The sequence below is a fragment of the Streptomyces sp. NPDC088732 genome (assembly GCF_044751205.1).
Lineage (GTDB): Bacteria > Actinomycetota > Actinomycetes > Streptomycetales > Streptomycetaceae > Actinacidiphila.
Genome location: NZ_JBIVLI010000047.1, coordinates 1 through 20,781 on the forward strand (window position 1 = coordinate 1; position 20,781 = coordinate 20,781).

At 68.9% G+C, this 20,781-nt stretch carries 17 protein-coding genes and 6 pseudogenes; 11 read left to right on the top strand and 12 right to left on the bottom strand.

What is annotated here, in order from left to right:
• Nucleotides 1-81: 81 nt before the first annotated feature.
• Nucleotides 82-373, top strand: a pseudogene (locus ACIP9H_RS41525) (transposase); the annotation flags it as partial.
• A gap of 625 nt (nt 374-998) precedes the next feature.
• Here ACIP9H_RS41525 and ACIP9H_RS41530 read toward each other — a convergent pair.
• Together ACIP9H_RS41530 and ACIP9H_RS41535 are read right to left on the bottom strand one after the other, a co-directional pair.
• Entirely contained in the window at nt 999-1,535 is a 537-nt protein-coding gene (locus ACIP9H_RS41530) for a hypothetical protein (protein ID WP_401597921.1), read from the bottom strand.
• 90 nt (nt 1,536-1,625) lie between these two features.
• Nucleotides 1,626-1,787 (bottom strand): annotated as a pseudogene (locus tag ACIP9H_RS41535) (IS30 family transposase); the annotation flags it as partial.
• A 157-nt stretch (nt 1,788-1,944) separates the two neighbouring features.
• On the opposite strand from ACIP9H_RS41535, the gene ACIP9H_RS41540 reads away from it, so the two are divergent.
• The 7 genes from ACIP9H_RS41540 to ACIP9H_RS41570 all read left to right on the top strand — a co-directional run bounded on the left by ACIP9H_RS41540 (nt 1,945) and on the right by ACIP9H_RS41570 (nt 8,612).
• Nucleotides 1,945-2,859, top strand: coding sequence for a Mu transposase domain-containing protein (locus ACIP9H_RS41540; protein WP_401597924.1), 915 nt, complete (start codon nt 1,945-1,947; stop codon nt 2,857-2,859).
• A gap of 250 nt (nt 2,860-3,109) precedes the next feature.
• Nucleotides 3,110-3,730: an NAD(P)H:quinone oxidoreductase gene (gene wrbA / locus ACIP9H_RS41545; protein WP_401597927.1), complete on the top strand. Its 621-nt coding sequence runs from the start codon at nt 3,110-3,112 to the stop codon at nt 3,728-3,730.
• A 98-nt stretch (nt 3,731-3,828) separates the two neighbouring features.
• Nucleotides 3,829-4,578, top strand: coding sequence for an SDR family NAD(P)-dependent oxidoreductase (locus ACIP9H_RS41550; RefSeq protein ID WP_401597930.1), 750 nt, complete (start codon nt 3,829-3,831; stop codon nt 4,576-4,578).
• 141 nt (nt 4,579-4,719) lie between these two features.
• The gene (locus ACIP9H_RS41555; RefSeq protein ID WP_401597932.1) at nt 4,720-5,811 is read left to right on the top strand and encodes a zinc-binding dehydrogenase; all 1,092 of its coding nucleotides are present in this window, start codon (nt 4,720-4,722) and stop codon (nt 5,809-5,811) included.
• A gap of 510 nt (nt 5,812-6,321) precedes the next feature.
• On the top strand, nt 6,322-6,891 hold the full coding sequence (locus ACIP9H_RS41560) for a hypothetical protein (RefSeq protein WP_401597934.1): 570 nt from the start codon (nt 6,322-6,324) through the stop codon (nt 6,889-6,891).
• Nucleotides 6,892-7,287: 396 nt separating this feature from the next.
• Complete coding sequence (locus ACIP9H_RS41565; protein WP_401597937.1) at nt 7,288-8,298, top strand: hypothetical protein; 1,011 nt, start codon at nt 7,288-7,290, stop codon at nt 8,296-8,298.
• A gap of 134 nt (nt 8,299-8,432) precedes the next feature.
• Nucleotides 8,433-8,612 (top strand): transposase, encoded by a 180-nt coding sequence (locus tag ACIP9H_RS41570; protein ID WP_401597964.1) that lies wholly within the window; start codon nt 8,433-8,435, stop codon nt 8,610-8,612.
• Between the two features lie 294 nt (nt 8,613-8,906).
• Here the strand turns inward: ACIP9H_RS41570 and ACIP9H_RS41575 are convergent.
• Nucleotides 8,907-9,591 (bottom strand): annotated as a pseudogene (locus ACIP9H_RS41575) (5-methyltetrahydropteroyltriglutamate--homocysteine S-methyltransferase); the annotation flags it as partial.
• Between the two features lie 191 nt (nt 9,592-9,782).
• Nucleotides 9,783-9,923 (bottom strand): annotated as a pseudogene (locus ACIP9H_RS41580) (flavin reductase family protein); the annotation flags it as partial.
• Nucleotides 9,924-10,045: 122 nt separating this feature from the next.
• On the opposite strand from ACIP9H_RS41580, the gene ACIP9H_RS41585 reads away from it, so the two are divergent.
• Nucleotides 10,046-10,411 carry a hypothetical protein gene (locus tag ACIP9H_RS41585; RefSeq protein WP_401597940.1) on the top strand — a complete coding sequence of 122 codons (366 nt, stop codon included), beginning with the start codon at nt 10,046-10,048 and terminating at the stop codon, nt 10,409-10,411.
• Nucleotides 10,412-10,429: 18 nt separating this feature from the next.
• On the opposite strand, the gene ACIP9H_RS41590 is transcribed toward ACIP9H_RS41585, so the two are convergent.
• Nucleotides 10,430-10,780 carry a DUF6233 domain-containing protein gene (locus ACIP9H_RS41590; protein WP_401597943.1) on the bottom strand — a complete coding sequence of 117 codons (351 nt, stop codon included), beginning with the start codon at nt 10,778-10,780 and terminating at the stop codon, nt 10,430-10,432.
• A 472-nt stretch (nt 10,781-11,252) separates the two neighbouring features.
• On the opposite strand from ACIP9H_RS41590, the gene ACIP9H_RS41595 reads away from it, so the two are divergent.
• The gene (locus ACIP9H_RS41595; RefSeq protein WP_401597946.1) at nt 11,253-11,897 is read left to right on the top strand and encodes a hypothetical protein; all 645 of its coding nucleotides are present in this window, start codon (nt 11,253-11,255) and stop codon (nt 11,895-11,897) included.
• 541 nt (nt 11,898-12,438) lie between these two features.
• Here ACIP9H_RS41595 and ACIP9H_RS41600 read toward each other — a convergent pair.
• Both ACIP9H_RS41600 and ACIP9H_RS41605 read right to left on the bottom strand, forming a co-directional pair.
• Entirely contained in the window at nt 12,439-13,986 is a 1,548-nt protein-coding gene (locus ACIP9H_RS41600; RefSeq protein WP_401964173.1) for a Na+/H+ antiporter, read from the bottom strand.
• A 264-nt stretch (nt 13,987-14,250) separates the two neighbouring features.
• Nucleotides 14,251-14,562 (bottom strand): annotated as a pseudogene (locus tag ACIP9H_RS41605) (ISL3 family transposase); the annotation flags it as partial.
• 283 nt (nt 14,563-14,845) lie between these two features.
• Between ACIP9H_RS41605 and ACIP9H_RS41610 the strand changes: the two are divergent.
• Entirely contained in the window at nt 14,846-15,055 is a 210-nt protein-coding gene (locus ACIP9H_RS41610; protein ID WP_401597952.1) for a dsRBD fold-containing protein, read from the top strand.
• A gap of 63 nt (nt 15,056-15,118) precedes the next feature.
• Here the strand turns inward: ACIP9H_RS41610 and ACIP9H_RS41615 are convergent, their stop codons facing one another.
• The 5 genes and pseudogenes from ACIP9H_RS41615 to ACIP9H_RS41635 form a co-directional block, all read right to left on the bottom strand.
• Nucleotides 15,119-17,518 (bottom strand): glycoside hydrolase family 65 protein, encoded by a 2,400-nt coding sequence (locus ACIP9H_RS41615; RefSeq protein WP_401597954.1) that lies wholly within the window; start codon nt 17,516-17,518, stop codon nt 15,119-15,121.
• Between the two features lie 142 nt (nt 17,519-17,660).
• A pseudogene (locus ACIP9H_RS41620) lies at nt 17,661-18,541 on the bottom strand (universal stress protein).
• A gap of 55 nt (nt 18,542-18,596) precedes the next feature.
• Nucleotides 18,597-19,496 (bottom strand): universal stress protein, encoded by a 900-nt coding sequence (locus ACIP9H_RS41625; protein WP_401597957.1) that lies wholly within the window; start codon nt 19,494-19,496, stop codon nt 18,597-18,599.
• 240 nt (nt 19,497-19,736) lie between these two features.
• Nucleotides 19,737-20,357 carry a hypothetical protein gene (locus ACIP9H_RS41630; RefSeq protein WP_401597960.1) on the bottom strand — a complete coding sequence of 207 codons (621 nt, stop codon included), beginning with the start codon at nt 20,355-20,357 and terminating at the stop codon, nt 19,737-19,739.
• A gap of 211 nt (nt 20,358-20,568) precedes the next feature.
• Nucleotides 20,569-20,781 (bottom strand): hypothetical protein (locus ACIP9H_RS41635; protein WP_401597962.1); only part of this gene is annotated, 213 nt, incomplete at its 5' end.

A 20,781-nucleotide genomic window follows, 5' to 3' on the forward strand; every position in this document is an offset into this window, starting at 1 on the left:
ACCGGCTCGCATCAGACAGCACCACATCCCACCCCATGCCCACCTCAACGAGCCCGCTGCCCACCCGTCACGGCAAAGACCGTTGCAGTACTAGCACCCGTGCCCAAAGACTCGGGACGCATCAGCGGCAATATGCGCCGCCGCACCGCTACCACCGCCGTCTCCTGCGCGTGTTCTACCTCTCCGCCCAGGTCGCCGCCCGTTGCTGCCCCACGTCCCAGGCCTTCTACCGGCGCAAACGAAGCGAGGGGAAAACCCACAGCAAGCCGTGCTCGCCCTCGCCCGACGCCGCCTTGACGTGCTCTGGGCCCTCATCCGAGACCAGCGCACCCTCACCACCGAGCCACCCCAACGCGGACTCACAGCGATGTGACGTGATCACCAAGCGTCACCGACGCCCTTGACGAACTCCATTGGGAATCATTGTCTGCGCCAGCGAAGTTCGGCTGGGCATTCCGGCGGTCCAGCCGATGTTCTTCACAACGCCGCCGTCACGGAGCGCGGACCAGGCGTGCGCCAGGTAGGGGCCTCCTACGTTGTGGATCGCAACGTCGACGCCTTCCACCCCGTCGAGGTTAGAGAGCACCTCGTGGGCGCCCAGGTCAGCGAGACCTCTGGTCCGACGGGCTTGGGCCACAACGTGGGCGCCGGCGCCTGCCGCGAGCTGGACGGCGAACCGACCTACGGTGCCCGAGGCTCCGGTCACGAGGACTCGCTTCCCCGGGAGGTCGCCAGACTCCCTTGGCGACCTCCGCGTTGGAGGCGCCCGCGGCCACGTGCCCCGCGGCCTCCATCCGGATCCGCTCGCGAAACGCCTGCCGTTCAGGCGTCAGCCCACCACCCTGCGGCTTCCCGCAGGTGGCGACCACGATCAGCGTCGAGATCGGAAACGACAAGGACGTCGACGTGGTACTCGGCCACTCCCTGGGATGAGACCCACGAACCGCTGCCACAACACATCTTCAAGGAGGCGGAGCCCGATGCGGTGCCCGCAGGGCTCAGGGCGCAGCCCGGTAGAGGCCGCGGCCCGCACGCACGGCGCGTGAGTTGCCAACCAACCGGTCCAACGTGCTACGTACAGCGTTGATACTGCCTGCTGTAGCGTCCCGACCGAGGGCTGCGGCAACATCGCGCGCCCTGACCTCGGCATCGCCCAGGGTGGACAGATACTCAAGGATCTGCTCGGTCAGCCGGCCGTAGCCGCCCATGCCGGACACACCAGACCCGGCCGATAGCGGCCTCAGTTCTTCCGCCCCCTCAACGACGTCGATGGGGAGCGACGCCGACGACGCAGCCGCCACGTCGCTCTGGCTCTGTTGTTCTGTCGCATCGCCGGTGAGGCATACAACCGAAGTCAGTTTTCGCAAAATATCGAGGGCTCCGCGCACGGACTGAAGGTGTGCGGCGACTGCCGCCAACTCCCGATCGAGCCCCCGCTTCTGAGCCTCCAGCCGTTGCATCTGTTCCTCGAGCATCTGGGCCGTGCCCTCTATGCCACCGTCGTCATACCTGATGAGGGTTGTGTTTACTCTCATCCTCGCCCCCTTCCCCTGTCCTGACGCTGTACGTGCCGAAGGCGTCGCGCCCATGGGTATCATGCACGTCCCGTTGGCGGTTCACTGCGCGGCGGACACACGCGCCTCCACACACGCGTCCTCGGTCTTGACGCCGCGGGCAATCGCCGATCAGAACCTCGCCCTGTCCTCACGCCAGGTCGTAGGCCGGCCCGGCGACGGAATCTGCCCGCGATATGCGCGCACCCGCTTGTGACGCTCCAAGACACCCATTCCTTCCCCCCTTGATCAAGGTGTTGCGGCGGCCGGTTGAATCCGCTCGATACACCTCGATCGCGTTCACGGAGCGCCTGGCCAAAGCCGGCATCGCACCCTTGATCGGAACCATTGCCGACGCCTACGACTGTCAGTCTTTTCGCACCTCACTCCAGTGATCGTCCCCACGGCGAAGCGGCCGTCGGCTCCGAAGGCCGGGGCGGGCGGTGAAGTCCCTCTTGCGCCACATGGGGTCCTGGACCGAGAGATTAATGGGGTGTGCGTACGCAAGCAATATGATCTCGCGATCCGGATCCACTTCTGTCGGCCGCGTGATCCCGAGGCGAAAGGCCTGGTCGGGCGGGCGAACGGCTATCTGGGGACCAGCTTCCTGCCCGACCGCGTCTTCACCGGCCCGGGCGACTTCAACGGTCAGCTCACGGCCTGGCTGCAGGTCGCCAACCGGCAACGGCCCCGCAGGATCGACGCCCACCCGGTCGACCGCTGGGAAGCGGATCGGTCGGCGATGCTCGCCCTGCCGCCGGTCGCCCCGCCGAACTGGTGGCCGCGCACCATCCGGCTCGGCCGCGACCACTACATCCGCGTCGACACATGCGACTACTCCGTCCACCCCCGCGCGATCAGGCACCGGATCACCGTTCGGAGCGACACCGAGAGCATCGTCGTGACCTGCGGCAATGACGTGGTCGCTCGCCACGGCCGCTGCTGGTCCCGACACCAGACCATCACCAACCCCGAGCACGCCGTCGCGGCACGACACCTGCGCGACCAGGCCCGGCCACCGGTCCGCACCACCACCGCGCTGTCCACGGCTTTGGCCATGGACGACCTGGGCATCGAGGTCGAACAGCGGGCGCTGGTGTCCGCGTACAAGGTCACAAAAAGGAGTCCGACGGAAGTATCCAGCGACACCCTTGCGGGCCCATGTGCGCGGCCGAGCTCTGCGGCCACCGCCACACATCAGGGGTTCAGCGCACGCGATGGCGCCTTCCGGAACTCCTCTCAGCTGCACAGGCCGGCGTCCCACCGGAAAGTCCTTGCCTGGACAGTCAAGATCCACTGTCGGTGATCTCGCTGCAGGAGACCTGTTCACTCGGAGCCGAGGCTGCCATGGCCAGCGCCTACGACTTAGGGACTAGGTCACTTTTCCGATATGCGAGCGTCCTCGCTTAGGGTGTAATTGCTTGCGCAGGCACCAACAGCGCGAGGCGGCGCGCATGCCTCGGCAGCGCTGCATCAGACCGTTGATCGACTTGATCTCCTCCTCCACGCGCCGAGGCCTCCGGGCTCAGGCGTTCCGCACTGAAATGGATCACATCATGCCCCACACGCCGAATGTTGCCGTCATCTACTACTCGTCCACCGGCACCATTTACCAGCTGGCGGAGACCATTGCCGCCGGTGCGGCCGAGGCTGGAGCCAACGTACGGCTGCTGCGTGTGGCCGAGCTCGCGCCCAAGGAAGTGGTCGCAGGCGTCAAGCCGTGGGCCGACCACGCCGCAGCGACCGAGCACATTCCGGTGGCCACGCCGGACGACATCAAGTGGGCCGACGCTGTCATCTTCGGCACCCCTACTCGCTTCGGCAACGTCGCCAGCCAGCTCAAGCAGTTCCTGGACACCCTCGGCGGCCTGTGGTCCCAGGGCCTGCTGGCGGACAAGGTCTACAGCGGCTTCACCTCCACCGCGCAGCTGCACGGCGGCCAGGAGTCCACCCTGCTGGCGCTCTACAACTCCATCCACCACTTCGGCGGATTCATCGTTCCCCCCGGCTTCACCGACCCGGTCAAGTTCACCGACGGCAACCCCTATGGCACCTCCCACGTGACCGGCGCCACAGGTGAGATCCCCGTCGACAGCACCGCCCGCGCCTCCGGCACCTACCAGGGCAAGCGCATTGCCACCGTTGCCAGGATCTTCAAGGCCGGCCGCGCGGCGTAACAGCCCCAGCGTCGAGCCCGGAAATCCAGAAGCCTCGGGCACCGCTCGACACGTGCGGGACCCAGGATCAATCAGTGCAAAACAAAGGAGTTTCTGACATGTCAGTTCCGCAGACCCACGCTGGCCGTGTGGCCGTCGTCACCGGCGCCGGGCGCGGCATCGGTCAGGCCATCGCGCTCGACCTGGGCACGCGCGGCGCGACCGTCGTTGCCGTCGACCTCGACAGCCCTGACGAAACCGTCGCCCTGCTCGCCGGCAAGGGACACAACGCACTCGGCCTCACCGCCGACGTGTCGAACCCGCAGGAGACCGCGGCCGTGGGCAAGGAGGTCGCCGACCGACTCGGGCGCGCCGACATCCTGGTCAACAACGCCGGCATCTTCCCCTTCCGCGACATCGAAGACCTCGACTACGACACGTGGAAGCGCGTCATCGCCGTCAACCTCGACTCGCAGTTCCTCATGGTCAAGGCCGTACTGCAGACCATGAAGAAGGGGGGCTGGGGCCGCATCGTCAACCTGACCTCCAACTCCATCGTCACCAACGTTCCCGGCATCTCCCACTACATGGCCAGCAAGATGGGCAACATCGGCTTCAGCCGCGGCCTGGCCAACGACCTCGCCCCGTTCGGCATCACCGTCAACGCCGTCGGCCCCACCCTCACCATCACCCCCGGCAGCCAGCAGGCTCACCCTCAGGAAGCCCGCGACGCCGCCGCCCAGGCCCAGGCCATCAAGCGAAACGGCCTGCCCGAAGACCTCACCGGCACCATCGCCTTCCTCACCAGCGACGACGCCGCCTTCGTCACCGGCCAGACCATCATGGCCGACGGCGGCTACGCCCGATAAACCATCCGCCAGCCCGCCGATCAGCTCCTCCGGGGTCGATGAAGGCTGCGCGAAAACGTCTCACCCCGGCCCAGGTCGTCCGGCGACGCCGCCGGACGACCTGGCCCCGACACCCGCAGAGAGAAAAAGGAGTCGCGGATCATGCGCAATGTGAAGCGCGCCGTGCTGGTAAAGCCCGGTTCTCCCCTGGAGATCTGGGAGCGCCCCACCCCGTCCGCATCCAGCCGTGACGTCATCGTCTCGGTCGAGATGTCCGGTGTGTGCGGCACGGACCATCACCTCCAGTCCGGCGATATCACTCTGCCCAACCCGATGGTCCTCGGGCACGAGGCCATCGGCCGTATCGAGGAGCTCGGCTCCGAGGTCGCCACGGACTACGCCGGAGAGCCCGTCGCGGTGGGAGACCTCGTGTACTGGCAGCCCGCGCTGCCGTGCTACCGCTGCTACTACTGCACCGTCCTGGAAGACGTGTCCATGTGCCCCAACCTGGTCACGTACCAGTTGCATCAGCACGGGGACAAGCCGCCAGTGGGTACCTACACGGAGTACGCCTGGCTGCCGGACGGTATGACGTTCTTCAAGATCCCGCGGGACGTCCCGGCCGAGGCCCTCATCGCCTTCGGTTGCGCCATGCCCACGGCGCTGCACGCCCTGGACCGGCTGGGCGGCATCCAGTACGGGCAGGACGTCATCGTGCAGGGCTCCGGCCCCGTCGGCCTGGCCGCCACGCTTCTGGCACACCTCGCCGGCGCGGGGAGCGTCACGGTCCTCGGCGCACCGGCCAATCGGCTCGAGATGGCTGAGAAACTCGGAGCCACCACCGTCATCGACGTGACGAAGACGACCGAGCAAGATCGGGCCGCCGCAGTTATGGAGATCACGGACGGCCGTGGTGCGGACGTCATCATCGAGGCCGCCGGCAGGGTCCCGGCGTTCACCGAGGGTCTCCCGCTTGTCGCCACCAACGGTACGTACGTCATCCTCGGTCTGTGGTCCGCGCCGGGCACCTCGCCGGTCGAGCCGCGCTACCTCAACAACCGCAACATCAGCGTCATCGGCTCGGCCTACACCACGCCGCGGCACATGTACAACACGATCCGGATCACCCGGATGTGCCACCAGCGGTTCCCGCTGGCCGAAATGGTCACCCACCGCTTCTCGCTCGATCAGGCGCAGGACGCGTTGGACTCTGTGGGACGCGGCGAGCCGCTCAAGGCCGTGATCGTGCCGTAGTAGCCCGCTCAACGCCGTTGCATCAGAGATCTTCGGCCATGGGCAGTAACGGGACTCCTGGTGGATCAAGTTGTGTCGAGCAGGGTGGTCGTCGATTCCAGGAGTCCCGTTGTCGTCATCCCGCGCACGATTGAGGTGGCGGGGGCTGTACACACCAGGGCATCCGGGCGAATTGCCAACGGACTTTCCCTTGGTGCACGCAGCACTGAGGAGACGCGGGACGCGGTAGCGGCGGCTCGCTCGACGGCTCACCGCTTGGGCTGGACCTGGAAGCCTCGCCAGCCCGGCTCCTTGCGGACGATCTCCAGGGTGCGTTGCAAGGCGGCGGCCCAGTCCACGAGGCGGTCGGCGAAGCCTGATCGCCCCAGATATTCCGCACGGTGGCGTGGCCGAGTCCGGTCCGCAGCAGCAACTGTCGGGGGTCGTCGCGGTCCTGGACGCTGGCGGCATGACATGTACGGTCAGTCGAGGTCACGGTCACGGCCGACGCTCTGCACACTCAGCGGGGCCATGGTGCGATTCCTGGTGGAGGCGAAGAAGGCACACTACCTGTTGGTGGTCAAGACCGACCAGCCCGGGCCGCACAGCACGCTCCGGTCGCTGCCGTGGAAGGAAGTCACCGCACGGCGCTACGACCGCGAGACCTGGCTTAGGCGCAAGGAGACCCGCGTGACCAGGGCCTTGACCGTCACCGGCTTCGGCCTGGACTTCCCCCATGCCGCCCAGGCCGTGCGCATCCTGCGTCACCGCACCGACCTCAAGACCGGCAGGTGCAGCCGACAGGCCATCTACGCGATCACGGACCTGATCTCGCAACAAGCCTCGCCCCAGAGGCTCGGTCGGCTTGCCCGGCCACAGCAGACCATCGAGAACCGACTCCACTTCGTTCGCTACACCACCTTCGGCGAGAACGCCTCCAAGATCCACACCGGCAACGGGCCCGAGAACATGGCCACCTTGCCCAATCTGGCGATCAACGCGCTCCGCGTCGCCGGACACCGCAACCGACAGGCGCGGGTCAGGTCGCCGACCGAGACGGTGCCCGAATTCCATGCTGGTACTGCCTTTCTGAGCGCGTGAGGTCGCCGTACGAAGTTCGCGCGGACCTGGGCAGGGCCGGGGCGATGCGGCGGTCCACGGGCGGACAACCACTCGGGCCGAGGGCCGGCCCCGGCGGGCCCAATCCTCTGCCCATCTCGCTGCATGGCCGCCACGGAACTTTCCCTGCGGGCGAATCCCAGCCGCATAGGACAAACCGGATATCTCACCGACCAAAGGGACTGCGTGTGATCGCTCAGCGGGACCACCGCGACATAGAGGGTGCGCACAAGCCAATGCACCCGCACATATTGCTTGCGTACGCACTTTCTACTAACGTCGCACTCAGAACCACTACGGCGGCGACAGCTTCACCATCCGCACCGGCCTTCGGAGCCGACGGCAGCCCCGCCGCAAGGATCATCACTGGAGTAATCGATGAAGCTCTCCTCGTCTGACGGCCCCGCCAGTCCGAGCCGCCGAACGCTGCTCGGCGGGATGCTGGCCGCCACGGCCATGACGGGCATCGGCGTCGGCTCTGCCGCCGCGACGCCCAAGACCGCCTACCGGCCTCCCCGCACGATCAAGGTGATGGGACATGACGTCGACGTCAGCCGTGCCACACCCTGGCTGGCAGACTTCTTCACGTCCTACTTCGAGGCCAAGTCGGGAACCGACGTCGACCGCCTGATGGCGCACTTCTCACGCAAGTCGATCGTCTACACCGACGCCACCGTCGGCTGGGCCTTCCCCGACTGGCAGCACCTGTACGACCTTTTCGCCCAGCTCATTCCGACCTGGCCCGACTCCGCCATGGCCTACCCGACCCGCATCGTCGGCGACGACAACAGCGCCGTGGTCTTCTTCACCGACTCCCCTGAGCTGTTCGGCCGCGAACTGCGCGCAATCGGCACCATCAACTTCCACCATGGCAAGGTCGTCCGCTGGGTCGACCACTGGGACGGACGCTCCCTCACCGTCAAGGGCGTCGCCGACATGCGCGTCCCCGTCGACCAGTTCCCCACCGACTTCGGGGAGAACACGGTCGGCCAGACCGCCGCTCCGGCTCTCCGGAGGGTAGTCAGCAAACTGGTGGCCGCACTGACAGCCGGAGACGCCGCCAAGACGGCCTTGCTTCTGGACCCGGACGTCCTTCTCGAGGACATGGCCCTCCACACCCAGGTGATCGGCCGGGGTCGGGCCGAGGAGTTCCTCAGCCACACCCTGACGACCCTCCCGTACGGTCGGAACGTAACCCTGCGACACACTGTCGGCAGCGCCCAGGGCGGTGCCTTCGAATGGATTGGTCGCACCCCACTGCCACTGGGAGCGACCGCGCTCGAACTGGGCACCAACGGCCTAATCACCCGAATGACGTCCACCTGGGACAGCGCCCTGTGGCAGGAAACGGCCATCGGCCAGGTCCAGGCCGCCGCGATCCTCGGCTGACCCCCTCCCTCGCGCCGGGCCGGCTCCCCACGGGAGCCGGCCCCGTCCGCCCCTCAGGCCAGCACGCAAGCCGGTTCGTGGCGCGTGGAGACCTGCCGGACGAGCAGTGGGCTGTGCTGGAGCCGCTGCTGCCGATGCGCAAGAAGGCCGGTCGACCGGCGACATGGACCCGGCGGCAGCTGATCGACGGCATACAGCTCCGGGTCCGCACCAGCATCCCCTGGCGAGACGTGCCCGGGCAGTACGGCCCGTGGGCCGGGTGTACGACCTGTTCCGCCGCTGGCAACGCGCGCGGGCCGGGACAGTTGACGTAAGCAGGCCCTTCCAGGACCCAGACCTGGTCCGACCGGACCGCGGGCAGTTCCGACCAGGCCGGCAACGCCGTGAGGGCTTCCCGTTCGCGCAGTGTCCGCTCGGGTGCGAAGCCGCACGGCAGGACCAGCACGACATCGGGGCCTGCCGCGCGTACCGCGTCCCAGGCCATGGGCTTGGTGTGCTCGCCAAGCGCGGCCAGCAGGGCCTCGCCCCCGGCGCAGCTGATCTGCTCCGGCACCCAGCGGCCCGCGGGCCACAGCGGGTCGAGCCATTCGATCGCCACGACCCGGGGACGCGGACGGCAGCTCGCTACGGACGGTTCGAGCTGCTGCGACCAGGTTTTCCAGGGAAGCGCGGATCTCGGGCCAGCCGCGGGTCTTCAGGCCGCAGTCGGGGTTGACCCACAGGCGTTCTGCGGGGATGGCCCTCAGGCCGGTGCGGAGCAGGGCGGCCGCCTCGTCCACGCCCGGGACGCGGGGCGAGTGGATGTCGTAGACGCCTGGTCCCGCCTCACGGGGTAGCCGTGGGCGGCGAGTTCGCGGGCGGCCTGCATGTGGGAGCGGGCGGCCTCCAGGCTGATGACGTCGGCATCGAGGTCGTCGATCGCCGTCACGATGTCACCGAACTCGGCGCAGCACATGTGGGTATGGATCTGGGTCCGTAGTGGCAGGGTCTCGCGCAGGGCGCACTCGTCGACTTGGCCGACCGGCGTTCCCGCGCGCTCCAGGTCGCCGACCTCGTCGCGCAGGGACAGGGCGACTTGGCGCGCGGTGTCGGCGAGGGGCTGGTCGTCGCGGACGAAGGACCAGGCGGGCATGGTGACCGGCCCGGTGAGCATGCGTCCCCGGCGAGGACCGGCGGGCGGACGTAGCGCGTGCCGTAGGACTGCACCCAGCCGTGCTGGGTGGCGAGGTAGCCGGTGAGCCGCTCGGCGAAGTACTGGACCATGTCGTTGCGTTCGGCCTCACCGTGCACGAGGCCCTTGGGCCGGGCGCTGTCGGCCGCGGGCTAATCAACTACAGGACGGAGTGGTGGCACTGGTCGTACAGCGACCGGTATTGGGCGCTGCACACCGAGCAGCGAACCGCCCTCTATGCTCTTGGAACTTCCATCTTGCAGTACCCGCTGACCAGGGCTAACGTGCTCCGGGACCGCTACCGCTTTCCTCAGAACTTCGCAGGGGCGAGGTTCGCCGTTCCCGCCTCGCTCAGGGTCGACACCCACGCGATGGGCCGCGGCACGACCACCGAGGTCAGGAGCTTGTAGAACGGGGTGCGGCCCATGGCCTCGGGATCGAAGTCGATTCGCATGGGCGTCAGTATCCCCCTTGAGGGACGCGGATCGTGGCGGCCCTCTCCGCCCCGGCCGAACGCCAGGCTCCGACGAAAGGGCCGGGTATCGGAGGACACGAGTCACCGGCGTCGATCACCCCATGTCCACGCCGTACGAGTGGGACGACATGCTCATTCCGCCGCAGGCACGCGGCGACCGCGTCACCCCGAACGTCACCGACGAGCTGGCCGCGTACCTCCCCCAACGGCCGGCTGCCTATCCGCTGGTCTCCTCCGACCGTTTCGGCACCGAAGCCGGAGTCGACCGCCGGGAGGAAGACGCCGAGGACACTCGGGCACGGCTGCGCTGGGGACCGTTCGCCAAGATCTACAAGGAGAACGACACCTCGGCGTTCAAGAGGGTGCACGGTGGAAGTGCGGCTCCGCTCGCATACCCCGGCAAGTTCATTGCCCGCGCGGCGGGGCCGCCCCGCTCCTGCCGGCAGGCACCGGGCGAACGGACCTGACCACGCGGCGAACTGCCTTCAATGAGGGCCGCCACGCTCGGGATGACCGCAGGGGCAGGGTGTGATGTCAGGCATCGCCAGGGCGATCCTGACTTCGTTCTGAGAGAGCAAGCGTCCGGCCGCATCCGGGCAGTCTCCGCGATGGAGTATTGCCCTGATAGAGCCGCTCTTGTCGTCCGGGACATGCTGCAGGCGCCAGCCGGCCGAGTCCTCAGCGATCGGGTGCGAACGCCGTGACACGACCGGAGGGTCGACAGGCGGTCGCAGCCCTTCGATCTCGCGGATCCGTGCGTCAACCCCATCGAGTTGCAACTGCAGGTACAGGCGGGTGACCCGCAGCCGATCCAGATCCGGAGGGAGGTAGCTCATGCGTTCGACATTACGTTCGGTAGGCGTGCCCGGCCAGCCAGGCCGGTGCTCCCTGAGCAGGGACTTATGACGGGGGCTCCGTCCCTGGGAGCAAGTACCCGGCGATCAACTTCCACCTCCCGACATGAGCGCTACGTACCGGGGCGACCCAGAGCAACGAGGGCGGCCCCGCTCCGAGGGCTGCCGGTGGCAGGGACCTACTGCAAGGGCCCTCTGATGAGTGCCCCGACGGGCGCGGTGACGGAGTGGCATATATGGTGACTGTGCGTATTCGTCGGAGTGCTATGCACCTGGCATGTGCCAACGGCCGACGGTCGGCCTCCCCGCGAAAGGAACACCAGTGAACGCTCGATTTGGCGTGCGCCGAGGCGCGCTCGCGGTCATAGCCCTGGCCGCGATAGCGGCGTCGACGGTCTCGGGACCGGCCTCTGCTGTCGCAGATGGGAGAGATCTCTTCGCAGACAACTGGGGTGTGATCACCCGTAACACGATCGGATCCCCCGTTGCGATCCTGCGGAGCGGGCCGGTCGGCTCCTTCGGCGTACCGGCATCCGCCGCGCGGCCGCCCTACGGCACCGGCAGCCTGGGCATCGAGGTCGCGAACAACTCCACCACGCTGGCTCCCCCCAGTGAGAAGGTCGACTTCGGCAACGAGCGCGACTTCTACGGCAACCCCGTACTGGGCCTGACCAAGGTCGGCTTCCACGTCTTCCAGACCAGCGAGAACGTCGGCTACGGCGGCCCGACCAACATGCCGAACATCAGGTTCGAGATCGACCCGAACATGACCACCGGCGACAACTACTCCACCATGGTGTGGACCCCGCCCGCCGTCGCGGTGGTTGACCGCTGGAGCCCCTACCTGGACGCCACCACCAGTGGCACCTGGTTCCTCACCGGCAACGAGACCTCCTGCACCCAGACCACCCCGTGCACCTTCACCCAGCTGAAGGCCTCCTTCACCGGCGGCATCGCACCGCCGACCATCCTCACCGTCGCCGTCGGCAAGGGTCGCGACCACATGTGGATCGGCGCCATCGACGGACTGCGCATCAACCGCAACATCTACGACTTCGAAGCCGACGGCGTCAAAACGCGCCTCCAACTCTTCGGATAAGCCAGCCGGCACGCCGGACCATCGTGAAGCCAGCCCACCAGCTGGCCTTCGCGCCTACCGCCGGCCATGGGCATCCGAAGCCCGCTCGTCTGGCGACCACCACCGGTCCCTCCGTCGCCGGACCCGGTTCTCTGTCGAGGACATCGCCCGCCGCCAGAGCAGGAAATAGACCGGACAACGGGCGGGCCGAACCCGACGCGCTCAGCATGCGCTGGCAGGTATGAACGGCCGGGCCAGGACTCCGCACAAGGAGCCCGGCCCGGCCCCTCCGTAGCGCAGTGAGCGGCCTGCTGGCGCCAAGTGGCCATTTGATCGGGCTCGAACTCCCCACCCGACGCTCGGCCGTGGAAGGCACTGCTCGCCTCGATTCCCCACCCCCCTGGCTGCTGACCTGCGATAGGGCGCCGCAGCGGAGGGGCCGCCCGATAGCAAGCCAGGGGCGGGGCGAGCTGTCCAGGGTGGACGCAGCCCAGCGCGTTGCGCCGCCGGAGGCGCTCCCACGCAGCCAGACAGGTTCACTACCGCATGCTGGGACACGCGCTCAGTGGCTGCCGAATGCGGCTTCCTCTCGGTCGAGGTCGTGCTGGAGGCGGCGCCGGGTGATGTCGCTGATCCGGTGTTCGTCATAGAGGCGGTGCAGTTCCATGCTCTGGACCGTGATCACCGACAGCCGCAGTCGGCGGTAGGCGGCGTCCAGGGTGCTGCCATCTGTGCCGTCGGTGCTCTGCTCCAGGCGGGCGCTGAGTCCTCTGCGGACCCGGTCGATGACGGTCTCGGGCATCACTTCCAGGGTGGCGAGCTCGTCGACGTGGACCAGCGCGGCGCGGTTGAGGGTGTCGCGGGCTTCGGCTTCCTCGCGGGTGGTGTGCTCGGGCTCCAAGGCCAGCCCGGAGCGGTTGACCACAGATGCCAGGCTCAGGCCTTGGACGACCAGGGTGAACACCACGACCGCGGTGGTCAGCACCAACAGCAGTGGGCGGCCGTCCAGCGCGGTGCCACGGTCCGAGACAATCGGGATCGACAAGGCGGCGGCCAATGGCATCACCCCGCGGGTCCCGGCCCAGGACACCACGGCGGCCACGCGCCAGGACTGGCGACCGCGGCTGGGCTTGACCACGCGAGTCAGCGGGAGCATCGACAATACGCGGACCGTGATCAGCACGGCGGCCAACGCCAGAGCCTGAAGCGGCCACCAACCGCTGCCTGCGGGCAGCTCCCGCACCAGTGAGGGCAGCTCCAGACCGACGATGCTGAAGACCACGCTCTCCAGGAGGAACACCACTACCGCATATACGGCGTGGAGCTGCAGGCGGATCCGGGCGTCGGTGAGGCGGTGGCCGGAGCGGCCGAGCAGGACGCCGGCGACGACGACCGAGGTGACTCCGGAAGTGTGCGCGAACTCCGCCAGCACATAGGCGGCGTACGGGGTCACCAGCGCGATCACGGCTTCCAGTACCGGGTCGATGGTGCGTCGGCGGATCAGCCACACCAGCCCGGCGACGGCGGCACCGATCACGCTGCCGCCTCCTGCGAGCAGCAGGAATTCACCGCCGGCCGCAGGCAGGCTCACCGCTCCGCCCGTGGCCACGGCGATACCAATGGCCACCTTGAACAGGACCAGTGAGGTGGCGTCGTTGAACAGGCTCTCCGCCTGTACCAGGACCTGCACGCGGCCAGGCAGGGCCAGGCGTCGACCGAGCGCGGTGACGGCCACAGGGTCGGTGCTGGCCAGCACGGCACCGAGAACGAACGCGATCACCGGCGGCAGCCCCGTCACCGCGACCGCCACGAAGCCGACCGCCGCTGCCGAGACGAAGACCAAGCCAAAAGCGAGGATCGTGACCGGTTTCCACACCGCGCGCAGGTCGCGCAGCGACAGCTCCTCGGCAGAGGCGTACAGCAGTGGCGGGAGGACGACCAGCGCGATTGCCTGCGGCGGCACCTGCAACGCCGGCACACCCGGTATCAGCGCCACTCCCAGCCCCGCCAGGACCAGCAACGAGGGCGCGGGCACGCGCCAGTGCCGGGCAAAGGTGGCAACAACAGTGGCCAGAACCACCAGGAAGAGAACAATCCCCACGGCGCGCATCTGCGAAAAACCCCATCACGACGACCGGGGTCGCCGCCGCCAGACGCTGCAGTCATTCCCCGAGCCGACCAGGCTTCCCGGCACACCTAGACGACATTTTATCGCGACGCTAGCGGGACTCGTTCATGGACCGGCCCTGGGCAACCCGTCGTACCGTGCCCGTGGACACCCTGACTTTGATGGAAATCAGCGGCCTGGCCGAACGCGAGCTGTACAGGCTGATGTTCGAGGTCCTGGCCAACATCGCCGCGCGCCTTGACCCGCCTGGGTCAGACGGGCTGTGGGTCGCTGGTATTGCTCCAGCACCCCGTACTCCTGTTCTCGGAAGGTGTGGCGGCAGCCTCGAGTGGGGCACACCAGACGCCGAACCCGCACACGGACCACCACCCGGCGCCCGTCGACCGGAACGTCGGCCACCGTCCCCCGGTGATAGCCGTGCACCCCTCCCGACGAGGCCCCGCTTACCTTGCAGACCGCGATGTCTGGCGGCGTCCGGGCCGGCACCACAATCCGGTCACCTTCGTCGGCCACATCCTCCAAGAGCAGCGGAGACAAACCCGGAAATACCAGCCGCACATGGGGCTGGAAGACGGCGGTGTCACTCCTGCCGGACCTCGGGGATCGGCGACTTCTCACGATCCCGGCTGCTACGGCGGAGCGGGTTTGAGCCCGGGACTGCGCGAGGCTGCGCAGGAAGGTCGTCCTCGTCAACCTCGACTGCCCGTCTCAAGGCGAGTAGGGACGGGCCACCGGTCAATGTCCGCCAACCAGCAGCACAAGAGTCATCGCAATGGAAGCCAAACTGTGGAGCGTTCAGGTCTACATCACCCAGCACGGTGATCGGACGCACGCATGAGCTGTGCTGACCACCCGTTACAGCTCGAACGTCACCGGTACGGGCGTGGCGCGGCGCACGTCCGCGGACTCCGTTCCCGAGATCGGTGATGAACTCGCCGCGGGCCAGGCGCTGGAGGACCTGGCTCTTCGGTTGCAGGCCACCGCCGTCGATGACGAACGGGCCGGCTCCCCCGGATGGAAGTCCCATCGGGGGACGCCCGACGGCGACTAGCTGGCTCGGTACGCCGCCAGCGGCCACCCCTTTGTCACCCGTGGCCCTGCGGGCGGCGCGGCATCAGCGGCTCGGCAGCTCGATCAGACGGGAGCGCCCCGGTGGGACCGACCAGGTCCGGCCAGCGACGCGGACCCGGACGGGCGCCGATTCGGAGACGGGGACGACGATCCCGACGTGACGAGCCTCGACGTGCACCCCGACTCCCCAGTGGCCGCGGTAGCGGATGGTGAAACCGAAGCGCGACAACTGCGGCAGTGGCACCGGGTCGAGCCACAGGGCGTCCTCGCGGGGCTCCATGCCGGTCAGACCGCGCTGGACCAGATCGAGCGTGCCGGCCATGGCGCCGAGATGGATGCCCTCCTCGGTGGTGCCGCCCTGGACGTCAGTGATGTCACCCAGCAGTGCTTCCTGGGCGTAGGGCCAGGCGTCGACGCGATGGGCTCGGGTCAGTACCCAGGCGTGGACCACGCCGCTGAGGGTCGAACCGTGGCTGGTCCGCCGCAGGTAGTAGTCGAGCGTGGAGCGCCAGTCGCTGTCGTCCAGGCGGTATCCCAGTCGGTCGAAAAGGCCTCGGAGTTCGGCGGGAGGGAAGAGGTAGCCCAGCATGAGCACGTCGGCCTGTTTGGATGCCTGGTAGCGGTCGACCGAGTCTCCCTCCGCCTCCAGGATCCGGTCCAGGCGCCGGATGTCCCCGTACCGCGGTCGGTACCCCTCCCAGTCCAGTTCGCGCAGTTCCCCGTAGCCCGCGAACTGGCTGATCACACCGGCGTGCCGGGGGACGTACAGCTTCCGCGACACGTCATCCCAGCGCTGCGTCTCCTCCGAGCCGAGGGCCGTGCGTTCGCGCAGTTCGTCGCGGCGCGGGGCGGGCAGGGTGCGCCAGAGTTCCAGGGCGCGGGCGAGCACCCAGGCGGCGGTCACGTTGGTGTACGTGTTGTCGTCGAGTCCGGGCGTCGCGGAGCCGGGGTAGGCGTCGTGGTACTCGTCCGGGCCGACGACGCCGCGGATCCGGTACCGCCCGGAGTCGTCACATTGCGGATCCCAGGTGGCGGAGGCCGCCCAGAATCTGGCGATCTGGAGCAGCATCTCGGCACCCTTGGTGTACAGGAACTCCGTGTCGCCGGTGGCCTGTCCGTAGCGCCAGATGTTGTAGGCGACGGCTGAGCCGACGTGGTGCTGGAGGCGGGAGTGGTCCGGCAGCCATCGTCCCGAGCGCGGGTTGAGATGTTGAGTCTGGGTCTCCTCGCGACCGTCGCTGCCGCTCTGCCACGGGTACATCGCCCCGGTCAGCCCTGCGTGGGCGGCGGCTCGGCACGCCTCGTCGAGACGACGGTGGCGGTACTCCAGCAGTGCCCGCGACACTTCGGGGAAGTGCAGGTTGAGGTACGGCAGGACGAACAGCTCGTCCCAGAAGACATGGCCGCGGTAGGCCTCTCCGTGCAGCCCCCGCGCGGGTACACCCACGTCCAGTTCGGCGGTGTGCGGTGAGAGGGTCTGCAGGACGTGGAAGGCGTGCAGCCGCAGGATGCGCCCGGCGTCGCCGGGGACGTCCAGCGCGGCGCGGCGCCACAGCTGCTCCCATGCGGCGGTGTGCGTGGCCAGGAGGGCGCTGAAGTCGGGCGCGCGGTCCGCGCGGTCGAGGGCGGCGTGCAGCGGATCGCTGATCGCCGGGTCACGGGAGGTGTGCAGGGCCACCGTCTTCTCCACGACCGCCGGCCGGCCGGGTGCCACCGGGACCGTGAGCCGGTGGACCGCGGTGCGCTCCCCCGCTTCCAGCGCGCGGATGGTCTCCCGAACGGTCGTGGCGCGGGTGCGCGCGGCCAGGGCGACGCGGATGTCGGACGAGGTCGTGCGGCATCTCAGCCACACCGTGTCCGGTTCGGACGTCCCCGCGTGCATCCGGGTCAGGTGACGGCCGTTCAGGTCCCGGTAGCGGGCGACTCCCGCGTTGCTGACGTCACCGTCGAGTGCGGATTCGACGTCGAGGTCGGCCGACCAGTCGCCGTCGGCGGTGAAGACGGTGCGCAACGCGGCTAGGTGCGGGTCGTGCATGTGGACCAGCCGCGTCTGCTCGACGGCCAGGACCCGACCGCGGGGATCACGCAGCCTGAACGTCCTGGTGAGTGTGGCGCGGCGGAGGTCGAGGTCCTGCCGGTGGTCGAGCAGTGATCCGTCGTCGGGGCTGAACCACGTCCCACCGTCGCGGAACCGGAAGCGCAGGGGCAGCCAGTTGGGCAGGTTGACCATGTCCTCGTTCCGGACCTTCCGGCCCGCGATGGTGGAATGGAGGCGGTTGTAGCAGCCGGCCACGTAGGTGCCGGGGTAGTGGTGCTGCCCCGCCGCGCATTCCGGGGCGGCACCACGGGTGGCGAAGTAGCCGTTGCCCAGTGTGCACAGGGCTTCGCGCAGCCGTTCCTGCGCGGGGTCGTAGCCTTCGTACGACCACGTCCATGCCCGCATCGTCATCCCTCCCGGAAACCGGTGGGCCGGGCCGGCACATGAGGTCCCCCGGCCGGAGCCGCGGCGGCGCTCCGCCTCTGCGGTCGAGTCTCGCCCGCAGGGACCTGCCGCGCCCGCGAGGCGGGTCCGAGCGCCACTCGGGTCAGTCCTGCTGTGGGACGACGGCGACCGGGCAGGGGGCGTGGTGCAGCATGGAGTGGTTGACATGGCCGAGCTGGAGGCCGAAGGGGCTGTGGCGGCGGCGGGCACCAACGACGAGCAGATCAGTGTCGTCGAGGGCCGCGAGAAGGACTGTGCGCGGATGGCCCTCGCCAGGGTGTCGGCGGTAGCGGACCGCGGGGTGGGCGGTCGCCGCCGCACGCAGCGCCTCGTCGAGGTGATCTTCGGCGCGGCGCTGATGCGCCTTGACGGCCTCGTCCTCGTAGCCGGTCCATTCGGCCGTCTCACCGGCCGGTATCCGCCAGGCGTACACGGCCTTGACGCCGCATCCACGCAGTTCGGCCTCGCGGAAGGCGAACTCCACGGCCGCCGAGGAGTTGTCGTCCGGGCCGACGCCGAGCGCGATCCACTTCCGGCCGGCACCGGTGTCCCGCCGCTGCCACTCTCCCCTCACCACGACGACCGGACAGGTCGCGCGTCCGGCGAGGGACAGTCCGACGGAGCCGAGCAGCAGGCCGGCCATGCCGCCACGGCCACGATGTCCCACCACAGCGCGGTGGCATGGGTTCCCTCGCGGACCAGCGCGGACGGCACGTCCTCGGCCAGGACCTGGGCCGAGACCTCCAGGTCCGGTCGGCGCAGACGGGCCCGCTCCTGAGCGGAGTTCACCATGTGTTCGGCAAGGATCTGCTCCTCGGGGCGGTGCAGAGCGAAGGACGGTGCCTTCCCCTCGTATCGCTCCCACAGCGAGGCGTGCACGATCCGCAGGGGCAGCCTGCGCAGGGCGGCCTCGTCGGCGGCCCAGTCGACCGCTTCCAGAGCGGTGTCCGAACCGTCGGTGCCCACGACCAGGGGAGACGTCATGGCCTCCACCGCCTCTCGATGTCAGTGTTTTCGCAGCGCGGGGGGCCGAACACGATCACGTGTGCGGGACCACTGCGACAGGGGCAGCGCTGTGGTGCATCACCGCGTGGGTGACCGGGCCGATGTGGCTGCCGGCCGTGGAGCGACGGATGTGGCGGCCGACCACGACCATGCAGGCATCGGCGGAGGCGTCCACCAAGTGGTCGGCCGCCCGGCCGACGGCTTGGTGGGCATCGACGTCCACCTCTGGATGCTTCAGCCGCCATGGCCGCAGGGCGTCGGTGAGCGCCCTGTCGAACTCTGAGGCGACCTCTCCGATCAGGTCGGGCAGTACCGTGCCAGTGCCGTGCACGTACGGGTGCAGCGTCCACCCGTAGATCACCCGCAGGCGCGCGGCCCGCCGGGCGGCCGCGTCGAACGCGAAGCCGAACAGGGCTTCGTGCGGACGGTCCAGGTCGAGGCCGAGAACGACGTCACGGTAGGGGGTGGTGGCCGAGGCCAGCCCGTCGGCGTCGGGCAGGTGTTCGTCCTCGGCGGTCACGCCTGATCTCACCAGGACGGCCGGGCGGTGTACCGAGGCGATCACCGCGAGGGCCACGGAGCCCACGAAGAAGCCGGTGATGCCGCCGAGGCCACGTGAACCGAGCGCCAGCACCTCGGCGTCCTCGGCCGCGGACGACAGGACTGCAGCCGGCCGTCCGGCAATGTCCGCGGAGCTGATCTCCAGTTGCGGGTACCGGCGGCGCAGGGCGTCGGCCGCCTCCCTCGGCACGCTCTCGGCCCACGCACGCATGGCCACGGGCCCGCCCAGAGGCGCCTGAGCATAGGGCTGCCGCTCCCAGACGTGCAGCAACCGCAAGGGAAGCCCCCGCGAGGAGGCTTCCCGGGCCGCCCAGTCGGCGGCCGACAGGCTCTCGGCCGAGCCGTCCAGGCCGGCGATGACGGGACGCGTCATGACGATGACCCCCTCACGGAGAGAGTGGCGTGACGGGCGTGGCTACTGTCTCCAGCGTGCCCTGCGGCTCCTACGACGGCATGGGCCGCAGGTCCCCTTGCGGGACCGACCGGCCCATACGGCGCATCGGAGGCCCCAGCCGCGAGCCGCCACTCGTCCCCGTACGCGCCGATGGCTCAGTCGACGCTGCGGCCCGGGGACGTAGGTCCCCGGGCCGGTTGACGCGTCTCGCACAGGCGCTCAGCGCAGCCAGGCGTGGTCGCGGACCAGAGGCAGACGGGCCCAGACCCGGCCCAGGCCCCACGTGGCGCCGGCGGAGACGGCGGCCAGTGCGATCAGCACGACGGCGTAGATGACGTGGTAGTCGGCGAACGGGTTGGTCGACATGCTCGGCGAGCCGTCGGCCAGGTGCCTCGCGGGCGGCCATTCGGCGATCCACATCATGGCCACCAGGGCGGTGCCGGCGACGGCGGCGAGCCGCAGCGCCACGCCGCTCATGACGGCGGCACCGACGCCGAGCAGGCCGAGCATGAACAGCCAGTCCACCCAGCCGGCGCCGGCCCAGCTGTGGAACGTGGACTGCATCGGTCCGGCGGCCACACCGCTGAGGAATCCCTTGGTGGGCGATCCGCCGTCGATCCAGCCCCTGCCGGACGCGGTGGCGTAGCCGAAGCCGAAGGTCTTGTCGAGGAAGGCCCACAGGAAGACGAAACCGGTCAGGACACGCAGGCCGGCGAAGACGTGCGCGCGGATCGCGACGGCCGTGGTCGCCTCCTCGCCGGATGCCTGCGCGGCTCCGGTCCTGCGCAGCGACGGAAGGCGGGGCCCGGTGTGCCGGTGGGGGTGTCCTTGGATGGCCATGATGCTGATCCCTTCGGGACGGTGCGCGAACGGTGGGTGGTGGCGTCTTTGTCGCGTGTTCACTGTCCCGCCGGACGCGGCGCACCGCCGTGGGCCGAATGCCCATTCCCTGGGGGCCGAACAGCCCTGCCGCGAGGGCTTGTTGGGCGGCGGTGGCCGGAAAGCCCAAGGGCCGCCCCCGCATGGGGAGCGGCCCTTGGGCCGTGTGTGCTCATCCCGTCCACGTCCAGTCCGTCACCTCCGGGAGGTCGGTGCCGTGCTCGCGGATCCAGGAGTGGTGCCGCAGCCGTATGTCCTCCATCTGCTGCCGTACGGCGGCGGCGCGCACTGCGAGGCCGGGGACGCGGTCGATGACGTCCATGACGAGGCGGTAGCGGTCGAGGTCGTTGCGGACCACCATGTCGAAGGGGGTCGTGGTGGTGCC

Coding starts and splice junctions, on each gene's coding strand:
- ACIP9H_RS41550 (WP_401597930.1), top strand. CDS start 3,829: ATGTCAGTTCCGCAGACCCACGCTGGCCGTGTGGCCGTCGTCACCGGC.
- ACIP9H_RS41585 (WP_401597940.1), top strand. CDS start 10,046: ATGTCCACGCCGTACGAGTGGGACGACATGCTCATTCCGCCGCAGGCA.
- ACIP9H_RS41590 (WP_401597943.1), bottom strand. CDS start 10,780: ATGAGCTACCTCCCTCCGGATCTGGATCGGCTGCGGGTCACCCGCCTG.
- wrbA (WP_401597927.1), top strand. CDS start 3,110: ATGCCCCACACGCCGAATGTTGCCGTCATCTACTACTCGTCCACCGGC.
- ACIP9H_RS41560 (WP_401597934.1), top strand. CDS start 6,322: ATGGTGCGATTCCTGGTGGAGGCGAAGAAGGCACACTACCTGTTGGTG.
- ACIP9H_RS41570 (WP_401597964.1), top strand. CDS start 8,433: ATGCGCAAGAAGGCCGGTCGACCGGCGACATGGACCCGGCGGCAGCTG.
- ACIP9H_RS41630 (WP_401597960.1), bottom strand. CDS start 20,357: ATGGCCATCCAAGGACACCCCCACCGGCACACCGGGCCCCGCCTTCCG.
- ACIP9H_RS41565 (WP_401597937.1), top strand. CDS start 7,288: ATGAAGCTCTCCTCGTCTGACGGCCCCGCCAGTCCGAGCCGCCGAACG.
- ACIP9H_RS41625 (WP_401597957.1), bottom strand. CDS start 19,496: ATGACGCGTCCCGTCATCGCCGGCCTGGACGGCTCGGCCGAGAGCCTG.
- ACIP9H_RS41530 (WP_401597921.1), bottom strand. CDS start 1,535: ATGAGAGTAAACACAACCCTCATCAGGTATGACGACGGTGGCATAGAG.
- ACIP9H_RS41615 (WP_401597954.1), bottom strand. CDS start 17,518: ATGCGGGCATGGACGTGGTCGTACGAAGGCTACGACCCCGCGCAGGAA.
- ACIP9H_RS41555 (WP_401597932.1), top strand. CDS start 4,720: ATGCGCAATGTGAAGCGCGCCGTGCTGGTAAAGCCCGGTTCTCCCCTG.
- ACIP9H_RS41600 (WP_401964173.1), bottom strand. CDS start 13,986: ATGCGCGCCGTGGGGATTGTTCTCTTCCTGGTGGTTCTGGCCACTGTT.